10 protein-coding genes and 1 rRNA gene are annotated in these 10,721 nt (G+C 57.8%); all 11 read left to right on the top strand.

What is annotated here, in order from left to right:
- Window positions 1-160: 160 nt before the first annotated feature.
- Window positions 161-277: ribosomal RNA gene (gene rrf, locus AXF19_RS11800) — 5S ribosomal RNA — on the top strand.
- A 178-nt stretch (window positions 278-455) separates the two neighbouring features.
- On the top strand, window positions 456-1,796 hold the full coding sequence (locus AXF19_RS11795; RefSeq protein WP_066849198.1) for an MFS transporter: 1,341 nt from the start codon (window positions 456-458) through the stop codon (window positions 1,794-1,796).
- A gap of 229 nt (window positions 1,797-2,025) precedes the next feature.
- Window positions 2,026-2,784: a Fe-S cluster assembly ATPase SufC gene (gene sufC / locus AXF19_RS11790; protein WP_066849195.1), complete on the top strand. Its 759-nt coding sequence runs from the start codon at window positions 2,026-2,028 to the stop codon at window positions 2,782-2,784.
- A 5-nt stretch (window positions 2,785-2,789) separates the two neighbouring features.
- Window positions 2,790-4,208, top strand: a complete 1,419-nt coding sequence (gene sufB, locus AXF19_RS11785) for a Fe-S cluster assembly protein SufB (RefSeq protein WP_066849192.1) — start codon at window positions 2,790-2,792, stop codon at window positions 4,206-4,208.
- Complete coding sequence (locus AXF19_RS11780) at window positions 4,208-5,053, top strand: SufB/SufD family protein (protein ID WP_066849189.1); 846 nt, start codon at window positions 4,208-4,210, stop codon at window positions 5,051-5,053. The genes sufB and AXF19_RS11780 overlap by 1 nt, the downstream gene beginning before the upstream one ends.
- Window positions 5,054-5,090: 37 nt before the next feature.
- Entirely contained in the window at window positions 5,091-6,275 is a 1,185-nt protein-coding gene (locus AXF19_RS11775) for a cysteine desulfurase (protein WP_237141751.1), read from the top strand.
- Window positions 6,265-6,717 (top strand): Fe-S cluster assembly sulfur transfer protein SufU, encoded by a 453-nt coding sequence (sufU, locus tag AXF19_RS11770; protein WP_066849185.1) that lies wholly within the window; start codon window positions 6,265-6,267, stop codon window positions 6,715-6,717. The genes AXF19_RS11775 and sufU overlap by 11 nt, the downstream gene beginning before the upstream one ends.
- Window positions 6,718-6,861: 144 nt before the next feature.
- Window positions 6,862-7,857: an ABC transporter substrate-binding protein gene (locus tag AXF19_RS11765; RefSeq protein ID WP_066849183.1), complete on the top strand. Its 996-nt coding sequence runs from the start codon at window positions 6,862-6,864 to the stop codon at window positions 7,855-7,857.
- A 23-nt stretch (window positions 7,858-7,880) separates the two neighbouring features.
- A complete protein-coding gene (locus AXF19_RS11760) occupies window positions 7,881-8,873 on the top strand; it encodes an ABC transporter substrate-binding protein (protein WP_066849180.1) in 993 nt (330 codons plus the stop codon).
- Window positions 8,874-8,943: 70 nt separating this feature from the next.
- Window positions 8,944-9,825, top strand: coding sequence for an ABC transporter permease (locus AXF19_RS11755; protein ID WP_066849177.1), 882 nt, complete (start codon window positions 8,944-8,946; stop codon window positions 9,823-9,825).
- Window positions 9,825-10,619 carry an ABC transporter ATP-binding protein gene (locus tag AXF19_RS11750; protein WP_066849174.1) on the top strand — a complete coding sequence of 265 codons (795 nt, stop codon included), beginning with the start codon at window positions 9,825-9,827 and terminating at the stop codon, window positions 10,617-10,619. The genes AXF19_RS11755 and AXF19_RS11750 overlap by 1 nt, the downstream gene beginning before the upstream one ends.
- Window positions 10,620-10,721: the final 102 nt, after the last annotated feature.

Raw genomic sequence — 10,721 nt, 5'->3', positions numbered from 1 at the left:
AAGGTAGATAGGCTGGGTGTGGAAGCACAGCAATGTGTGCAGCTGACCAGCACTAATCGGTCGAGGGCTTGACTACATTCTAAGGTAGTTTTGCCTAACAAGAACAATTTGCTTGATAGTTTCTTCTGTGAAGTTTTGAGTGTACAAGCACTCAAGAAGATGCGGTGATGATGCCTGAACGGTTCCACCTGTTCCCATTCCGAACACAGCAGTTAAGCGTTCAGAGGCCGAGGGTACTTCGTTGGAGACGACGTGGGAGAGTAGGTAGTTGCCGCAAAAGATAAGCTCGTGATGATTCACGGGCTTTTTTCTATGCACTGAACTATGAAAAGACACTCAGATGTGATTCTCCTTCTTGCATTTTCATTATAGTGTGACTATAATAGAGCCTGTTTCGTTCTTTCTCTGATGGGGCGGCGGTACGACTGACTGCACGCCATGAAGGAGGCTGTTTTATGATTTTGGATCGGTTGGAGAATTTGCCGCTTGGCAGATTCCAGTACAAGCTGCTTGCTGTGACGGGGCTTGGCTGGCTGTTTGATGCGATGGACACGGGGCTGATCGCATTTGTTCTGCCGGTGCTTGCGCGCGAGTGGGGGCTTACGCCCGCACAGGCGGGGTGGATCGGCTCGATCGGTCTCATCGGTATGGCACTTGGTGCTGTGCTTGCGGGGACGATTGCAGACCGCATCGGGCGCAAGCAGGTGTTTACGATCACGGTTCTCCTCTACAGCATATCGACGGGGCTGTGTGCCGTGGCATGGAACTATGAGTCGCTGCTTGTGTTCCGCTTCCTTGTGGGCTTTGGTCTGGGCGGAGAGCTGCCTGTTGCGGCGACATTGATGAGTGAGTATGCACCTGCGAAGCTACGTGGACGGTTCATTGTCCTCCTTGAGAGCTTCTGGGGACTGGGCTGGCTTGCCGCAGCGTGCATCGCCTATCTCCTGATTCCGGTCTTTGGCTGGCAGGCTGCCTTCCTCATTGGCGCGCTGCCTGCACTCTATGTGTTCCTCCTGCGGCTGCATATGCCGGAGTCCATTCGCTATCTGCTGTCAAAGGGACGTGTGGATGAGGCAAAGGCGATTATCCGCGACATCGAGCGTCAGCTGAAGATGCCGGAGCGGCCGTTCCTCGATCAGCTTGCACCGGGCAGGGTTGAGGCGGAGCATGTGGAGACACCGGGCTTTGCGTCGCTCTGGGCGAAGGGGATGCGCCGCCGCACGACGATGCTTTGGCTTGCCTGGTTTGGCATTGTGTTCAGCTACTATGGCATCTTTATGTGGCTGCCCTCGATCGTGTATGCGCAGGGGTTTGAGATCGTGAAGACGTTTGAGTATGTGCTTATTATGACGCTCGCGCAGCTGCCGGGCTACTATGCGGCAGCATATCTGGTGGATGTGATTGGGCGGCGGTATACGCTCGGACTGTTCCTCCTCATGAGCGGTGTGTGCAGCTATTTCTTCGGCAATGCGGGCGAGGTGACAACGCTCCTCATTTGGGGGGCGGCGATGAGTTTCTTCAACCTCGGTGCATGGGGTGTGATCTACACCTATACGCCGGAGCAGTATCCGACGTCGATGCGCGCGCTTGGCAGCGGCTGGGCGGCGGGCTTTGGTCGCATCGGCGGCATGATCGCACCGATGCTCGTCGGTGTGATGCTCGCGAATGCGTTTCCCATGAGCAGCATCTTCATGATGTTCGCGGCGGTTTTTGCGCTAATCTCGGGTACGGTAATTCTTCTCGGGCGTGAGAGCAAGCAGCAGACGCTTGAGGAGTTGGAGCACTCACTTGGATGAGCGAAGGATATACGGACTATTATGTCGGTTCCCAATGTCTTCAGACATTGGGAACTTTTTTTTATAGGAATTGCTAACAATATGAAAAACAATCTCAATTATTTGTTTTGTTTATAGATCGTGTCTTAGGTTATTGACTTTTTATATGAAAGCACCTACAATGATGAAAACGTCAATCCCGAGTATTTTTGTAAGGATTAAACTAAGCGTATTTTAAGGAGAGTTTACTATGGCAGATGTATTGCTGCAGATAAAGGATCTTCATGCGGGCGTGGAGGGTAAGGAAATCCTCAAGGGGCTTGACCTCACGATTCGAAAGGGCGAGGTACACGTTATCCTTGGGCCGAATGGCTCCGGCAAGTCCACGCTCATGAACGTCATCATGGGGCATCCGAAGTATGAGATGACCGGCGGCAGTCTCGTCCTCGAGGGGGAGGATATCGCCGAGCTGCGCGCGTTCGAGCGTGCGCGGCGCGGTCTTTTCCTCGCGTTCCAGACGCCGGAGGAGATTCCGGGGATCACGGTGGAGAATATGATCCGCACGGCGCGTCAGATGATTACGGGTGAGCGCGTGAAGCTCATGCCGTTCCGCAAGGAACTGAATGCGATGATGGCGGAGCTGAAGATCGACCCGAGCTATGCACAGCGCTATCTGAACGTCGGCTTCTCGGGCGGTGAGAAGAAGCGCAGTGAGGTCTTGCAGCTGCTGATGCTTCACCCGAAGCTCGCGCTGCTCGATGAGACGGACTCCGGGCTCGATGTGGATGCGGTGCAGATCGTGTCCGAGGGCGTGGCGAAGTTCCACACGGCGGATAATTCCTGCCTCATCATCACGCACAACGCGAAGATCCTCGACAAGCTGAAGGTGGACTATGTCCATGTGCTCGCGCAGGGCAAGATCGTGCGCGAGGGCGGTGCGGAGCTCGTGCAGCAGATCAATGAGCAGGGCTTCGGCGGCATCCTCGCGGATCAGGGCAAAGTGGGGTGAGCCGCATGGAGGATTTCGTACCAAAGAAAAAAACGCAGGTCGCCGACATCGAGCGGACGATCTACGATATTACAAACGAGGATCGTTCGGCATATAAATCGCAGTCGGGACTGACCGAGGAGATCATCCGCGACATTTCGGCGAAGAAGAACGATCCGCAGTGGATGCTGGACTTCCGTCTGAAGTCGCTGGAGGTCTACCACGCGACGCCCATGCCCGCATGGGGACCCGATCTCTCCGCGCTCAATATGGATGAGATTGTGACCTATGTGCGCCCCGATGCGAAGATGGTCGGGGACTGGAATGAGGTGCCCGAGGATATCAAGGATACGTTTGACCGTCTGGGCATCCCTGAGGCGGAGAAAACGTCGCTTGCAGGGGTCGGTGCGCAGTATGACTCCGAGGTGGTCTATCACTCGATCCAGGAGTCGCTCGTGAAGCAGGGCGTTGTCTACACGGATATGGAGACGGCTCTGCAGGAGTACGGCGACATTGTTCAGCAGTATTTCATGACGCTCGTGCCGCCGAAAGCGCATAAATTCGCCGCGCTGCACGGGGCGGTCTGGTCGGGCGGCTCGTTTGTTTACGTGCCCGAGGGGATCAAGGTCGACATCCCGCTGCAGTCCTATTTCCGTCTCAATGCGGCGGGCGCAGGGCAGTTCGAGCATACGCTCATCATTGTGGAGAAGGGCGCGAGCCTGCATTTCATCGAGGGATGTTCCGCGCCGAAGTACAATGTGACGAATCTCCATGCGGGCTGCGTCGAGCTGTTCGTCAAGGAGGGCGCACGTCTGCGCTACTCGACGATCGAGAACTGGTCGCGCAATATGATGAATCTCAATACAAAGCGCGTGAAGGTGGAGAAGGATGGCGCGGTGGAATGGGTCTCCGGTTCGTTCGGCTCCCACGTCTCCATGCTCTACCCGACGAGCATCCTGCACGGGGAGAATGCGACCTGCGAGTTCACGGGTATCACGTTCGCCTCGAAGGGTCAGGAGCTGGACACGGGTGCGACGGTGATCTTCGACGCGCCGAATACGTCGGCGAATATCAGCACGCGCTCGATCTCAAAGTCGGGCGGCGTTGCAATCTACCGCAGCGGGGTCAAGGTGACGCCGCGCGCGGTCGGGGCGAAATGCTCGGTGAACTGCGAGTCGCTGATGCTGGACTCGGAGTCGCGCAGCGATACGCTGCCCGTGATGGATGTTGCATGTGACGCGGTGGACATCGGACACGAGGCGAAGATCGGCCGCATCAGCGACGAGGCGATCTTTTATCTGATGAGCCGCGGCATCGACGAGGAGGAGGCGCGCGCGATGATTGTGCGCGGCTTCGTCGAGCCGATTGCAAAGGAGCTGCCGCTCGAGTATGCGGTGGAGATGAATAATTTGGTCAATATCGAACTGGAAGGAACAATGGGGTGATGGCAATGCAGGACGTATTCAGCCGTATCCCCATGCCGACATGGCGCTGGCTGGGGGTCAACGATCTCCCCATGCCTGCGAGGCTTGCGGATACAAGAGATAAGATACGCCTCTCTGCGGCGGCAGGGGAGCGCGTGCAGCATGTTGTGGAGCTGCGCGAAAACGGCGCACAGGAGATCTATGTGGATGTTGCGGAGGGGGCGGAAGCCTCGCTCACGTACATCCAGTTCGCACCGACGGACGCACCTGCGGCGAGCCGCATTCATGCAAATGTGGCGCGGGGGGGGCTCTTCTCCTGCACGCTGGTCGAGGCGGGCGCGGCACATACGGCGTCGGAGCTGCGCGTGACGCTGGCGGGCGATGAGGCGCGTGCGGATGTCTGGGGGCTCTACTTTGGCGACGATACGCGCAAGATCGATCTGAACTATGTCATACGGCAGGAGGGGCGGCGCACGGATGCGAATATGCAGGTACGCGGTGCACTCCTGGGTCGCAGTGTCAAGACGTTCCGCGGCACGCTCGACTTCGTGCAGGGCGCGCGAGGCTCGGTCGGCAAGGAGGACGAGGAGGTCATGATCCTCTCGCCCCATGCGCGCAACCGCAGCGTGCCGCTCATGCTCTCACACGAGGGCGATGTGGACGGACACCATGCGGTGAGCATCGGGCGGATGGATGAGGAGAAGCTCTTCTATCTGATGAGCAGGGGGCTCGATGATCGTGCGGCACACCAGCTGATCGTCGAGGCATCCTTTGAGCCGGTGCTGGCGCGTATCGAGAGTGATGAGCTGCGCGCGGAGATCGGCAGCTACCTTGAGAGGAGACTTTTGGGTGGAACGCAGGAATAACGAGTATTTGCAGGATTTCCCGATCCTGCAGACAAAGATGAACGGTCGTCCCATTGTCTATCTCGACAACGGTGCGACGACGCAGAAGCCGGAGGCCGTCATCAAGGCGGTCGCCGACTACTGCACCTACTGCAACGCGAATCCGCATCGTGGGGCTTACGAGCTCTCGGTGAAGGCGACGGATATCTATGAGACGGCGCGCGTACGCACGCAGCAGTTCATCGGGGCGGCGCGGTCGGAGGAGATCATCTTTACGAAGAATGCGACGGAGGCGCTGAACCTCGTTGCATATAGCTATGGGCGTGCGAATATCCGCGAGGGCGATGAGATCGTCATCACGGTCTCGGAGCATCACAGCAATATTGTGCCGTGGCAGTTCGTTGCAAAGGCGCGCGGCGCGGTGCTGAAATACATCTACATCGAGGAGGACGGGAACCTTTCGGCGACAGATATTGCGTCCAAGATTACGGACAAGACGAAGATCGTCGCCGTGACGCACGTCTCCAACGTGCTCGGACTCGTGAACGATGTGCGCGCGATTGCCGACCGCGCCCATGCGGTCGGGGCGGTCATCATCGTGGACGGCTCACAGAGCGTGCCGCATATTGCGGTGGATGTGCAGGCGATGGATGCGGACTTCTTTGCATTCTCGGGGCATAAGATGCTCTCTCCGATGGGCATCGGCGTGCTCTACGGCAAGTATGATATCCTCGACGCGATGCCGCCGTTCCTCTTTGGCGGGGATATGATCGAGTATGTCGGCGAGCAGGAGACGACCTATGCGGAGCTGCCCGCAAAGTTCGAGGCGGGGACGCAGAATGTCAGCGGCGCGTCAGGGCTGATTGCGGCAATTGACTATCTCGAGAAGGTGGGTTTTGACCGCATTGAGGCGATTGAGCATGACCTTCTTGCCTACGCGCTGCCGAAGTTGCGGGAACTGCCCTTTGTGGAGCTGTATGGCTGTGACTCTGCGCGCGATAATAAGACGGGGATCATCACGTTCAACGTGAAGGACATCCATCCGCACGATGTTTCGACGATTCTTGACAGCTACGGCGTGGCGATCCGCGCAGGGCATCACTGCGCGCAGCCGCTCATGCGCTATCTCGGGCAGAATGCGACCTGTCGTGCGAGCTTCTATCTTTACAACACACATGAGGATGTCGATCAGTTCATCGAGGCGCTGAAAAAGGTTCGGGGGGTGCTTGGCTATGGCGACTGAGGGGACGGCGCTCGGTGATCTCTATACGGAGGTCATCGGCGAGCACAGCCGTGCGCCCGAGAACAAGGGGGCACTCGAGACGGCGACCGTGCGCGAGCGCGGGCACAATCCGAGCTGCGGCGATGAGATCACGCTCGAGCTTGAGATTGCGGACGGCATCATTAAAGACGGTGCCTTTACGGGCGTTGGCTGCGCGATCTCGCAGGCGAGCACGGACATCATGATCGACCTCATGCGTGGCAAGACGGTCGAGGAGGCGGAGCGGCTTGCGCAGCTCTTCACCTCGATGATCAAGCGCGAGGTGACGGACGACGCCGCGCTCGAGGAGCTGGATGAGGCGGTGGCGCTCAAGAACATCTCGAATATGCCTGCGCGTGTGAAATGCGCAGTACTCGCATGGCATACGCTTGAAGATGTGCTGAAAGAAGGACAAAGGTCATAAAATGGGGACTGCTTTCCGAGGTTTTTGCCTCAGAGAGCAGTCCCTTTGGCATTTTTCATCGCGTCACTACTAGCTTTTTTCGTCATGCCCATGTATAATAGACAAGTATTGCAAAATTAAAACGATAGAAAAGGTGGGAATTCGATGCGGATGACAACGGCAATGAAAGCCATCGCTTTTGGCATTGCGGTGCTCGGACTCGGCGTGACGGCGGGCTGCGGCGGCGATCAGCAGGCAAGTGGTGAGAAGTCGTATAAGATCGGCATTGTCCAGCTGGTCGAGCACAACGCTCTCGATGCGGCGAATCGTGGGTTCGTGGATGGACTCAAGGCGCGCGGCTACGAGGAGGGGAAGAATCTCACGATCGACCGCCAGAATGCACAGGCGGATCAGTCGAATCTCCAGAACATCGCGCAGCGCTTTGTCAGCGACAAGGTGGATCTCATCTGTGCGATTGCGACCCCTGCGGCGCAGTCCGTGGCAAATGCAACGAAGGATATCCCCATCGTCGGCACGGCAATCACGGACTATGTGAGCGCAAAGCTCGCGCAGACGAACGAGAAGCCAGGCGCGAATATCACGGGGACGAGCGATCTCAACCCCATCCATGAGCAGATTGACCTGCTCATGAAGCTCTATCCGAACGCAAAGACGATCGGCACGATCTACTCCTCGAGCGAGGTCAACTCCGAGATTCAGATCAAGGAGATGACGGCATACGCAGAGTCGAAGGGGCTGACGGTGCGCGCGGCGACGGTCTCGACGGTCAACGATATTCAGCAGGCGGCACAGAGCCTCGTCGGCGAGGTAGATGTGTTCTATGAGCCAACGGACAATGTCATTTCCTCCTCCATTCCGACGCTTGTGAGCGTGACGGATGCGGCGGGGAAGGCGGTCATCTGCGCTGAGCCGTTCATGGTGACGGGCGGCTGCCTCGCGACGTACGGCATTGACTACTACAAGCTCGGCGTTCAGACGGGCGATATGGCGGCGGACATTCTCGAGGGCAAGTCGAAGCCTGCGGATATGCCGATTCAGACGGCGCGCGATCTGACGCTCGTTATCAGCAAGAGCAATGCGGCAAAGCTCGGGCTGACGATTCCGGAGGACGTGCTGAAGGACGCCACTCTGGTGGACTGAAAAATAGTAAAGGTGGGGATTCGATGCGGATGACAAAACTCACAAAATGTATCGCACTTGGCATCGCCGCCCTCGGAATTCTGGCGTCGGCAGGCTGCGGACAGCAGGATGCGAAGGGCGAAAAGACGTATAAAGTGGGTATTGTGCAGCTCGTGGAGCACAGCGCACTCGACGATGCGAACCGGGGGTTCGTGGACGGTCTGAAGGCGCGCGGCTACGAGGAGGGGAAGAATCTCACGATTGACCGCCAGAATGCACAGGCGGATCAGTCGAACCTCCAGAACATCGTACAGCGCTTTATTAGCGACAAGGTGGATCTCATCTGCGCGATTGCGACCCCTGCGGTGCAGTCGGCGGCGAATGCAACGAAGGATATCCCCGTCGTCGGCACGGCGGTGACGGACTATGTGAGCGCAAAGGTGGTAAAGTCGAATGAGGCGCCGGGCGGCAACGTCACGGGGACGAGTGATCTCACACCGATTGCCGATCAGATCGACCTCCTGATGAAGCTTTATCCAAATGCGAAGACGATCGGCACGATCTACTCCTCGAGCGAGATCAACTCGGAGATTCAGGTCAAGGCGATGACGGAATACGCCCAGTCCAAAGGACTGAATGTGCGTGTTGCGACGATCTCGACGGTCAACGACATCCAGCAGGCGGCGCAGAGCATTGTGAACGAAGTCGATGTGTTCTATGAGCCGACGGACAACGTGATTGCCTCGGCGATGCCGACGCTCACGAGTGTCACCGATCCCGCAGGAAAAGGTGTGATTTGCGCCTTTGCCGGTGGGGTTACCGCCGGCGGGCTTGCAACCAAGGGGATTGACTACTACAAGCTCGGCGTTCAGACGGGCGATATGGCTGCGGATATCCTCGAGGGCAAGGCGAAGCCGGCAGATATGAAGATCGAGACGGCGCGCGATCTCACAGTGGTTATCAACAAGAAGAATGCGGAGAAGATCGGTCTCACGATTCCGGCAGATGTGCTGGAGGGTGCGACGATTGTGCCGTAAGGATTGAATGAACACAGCGGAGCGGGCACGCAGCGTGTCCGCTTTTTTTCTGAATCTAGGGAGTGACGTTATGGATCTCGTCATTGCGACGGCGGCGCAGGGTGTCCTCTGGGGACTCTATGCACTCGGCGTCTATCTGACTTATCGCGTATTGGATATTGCCGATCTGACGGTGGAGGGCAGCTTCCCGCTGGGCGCTGCCGTTGCCGCGTCTATGCTTGTGGCGGGCTACGCGCCGCTGACGGCGATTCTCGCCGCCTGTGCGGCGGGGTGTATCTCGGGCGTTGTCACGGGCTTTTTCTGCACGAAGCTCAAGATACCCGCATTGCTTGCAGGTATCTTGACGATGATCGGGCTGTACTCCATCAATCTGCGCGTCATGGGCAAGGCGAATCTCCCGCTCCTGCAGCAGGAAACGCTGTTCACTGAGTGGAATATCTGGGGGCTGGATGCGGCGACGAATATCCTCCTCATCGGTACGGTCGTCGTTGTGCTGGCGATTCTCCTCACGTATTGGTTCTTCGGTACGGAGCTCGGAACTGCCATCCGTGCGACGGGCGCGAACCCGCATATGATCCGTGCAAACGGTGTCAATACGGATGTCATGATTGTTCTGGGACTTCTCCTGTCCAACGGCTTGGTTGCCATCTGCGGCGCGCTTGTGGCACAGAGCAACGGCTTTGCGGATGTCGGCATGGGCACGGGCACGATCGTCATAGGTCTCGCCTCCGTTATCATCGGCGAGGTGCTCTTCGGCACGCGCAGCTTCAAGAACTGGCTGATCTCCGTTGTGCTCGGCTCGATTGTCTACCGCGCGGTCATCGCAATCGTCTTGCAGCTCGGCATGCCGCCCAATGATCTCAAGCTCTTCACGGCGATCCTCGTTGCAATCGCACTGTCGCTGCCTCTCATTCAGTCGAAATACCATGCGATGAAGAAGGGGGCAGAGTAATGCTGCGCATTGAGGATATCAAAAAGACGTTCAACCCGGGGACGATTACGGAGAAAAAGGCGCTCTCGGGCATCACGCTCCACCTGCAGCCCGGCGATTTCGTCACTGTGATCGGCGGTAACGGTGCGGGCAAGTCGACGCTGATGAATGCGATCGCGGGGGCAATCTCTGTGGACACGGGGAAGATCTCCATCGCGGGCGAGGACATTACAAAGTGGCCGGAACACCGCCGTGCGAAGTTCATCGGGCGCGTTTTCCAAGATCCAATGATGGGGACGGCGGCGCGCATGATGATCGAGGAGAACCTCGCCATTGCCGCACGGCGCGGGCAGACGCCGACGCTGCGCTGGGGCTCGACGAGCGAGATGCGCGAGGTGTTCCGCGAGAAGCTGGCGCGCCTCAAGCTCGGTCTCGAAGATCGCCTCTCCTCGCGCGTGGGGCTGCTCTCGGGCGGACAGCGTCAGGCGCTGACGCTGCTTATGGCAACGCTTGTGAAGCCGAATCTGCTGCTGCTCGATGAGCATACGGCTGCGCTTGATCCGAAGACGGCGGCGAAGGTGCTCGAGCTGACGCAGCAGATCGTCGCGGAGGATCAGCTCACGACTCTCATGATTACGCACAATATGAAGGACGCGCTGCGCTACGGCAACCGCCTCATCATGCTGCACGAGGGGCGCATTCTCTTCGATGTGCCGCAGGAGAAGAAGGAGGGGCTCACGACGCGCGACCTCCTGTCGATGTTCGAGCAGGCGGCGGGCAGCGAGCTCGCTAATGACAGTCTACTCCTAAGCTAACTAAGTTCTAACGCCTTTCACAAGACCTTCTAAAGCCATTTCGTTATATTATCCATGAAAGCAAGAGATACTAAGAGCAGATATGCTTTCATACTCTTTGAC

It is taken from the genome of Selenomonas sp. oral taxon 126 (assembly GCF_001683335.1).
Taxonomy (GTDB): domain Bacteria; phylum Bacillota; class Negativicutes; order Selenomonadales; family Selenomonadaceae; genus Centipeda.
The sequence above is the reverse complement of the archived record's forward strand: the minus strand, read 5'-3'. Positions and strand labels throughout refer to the sequence as shown.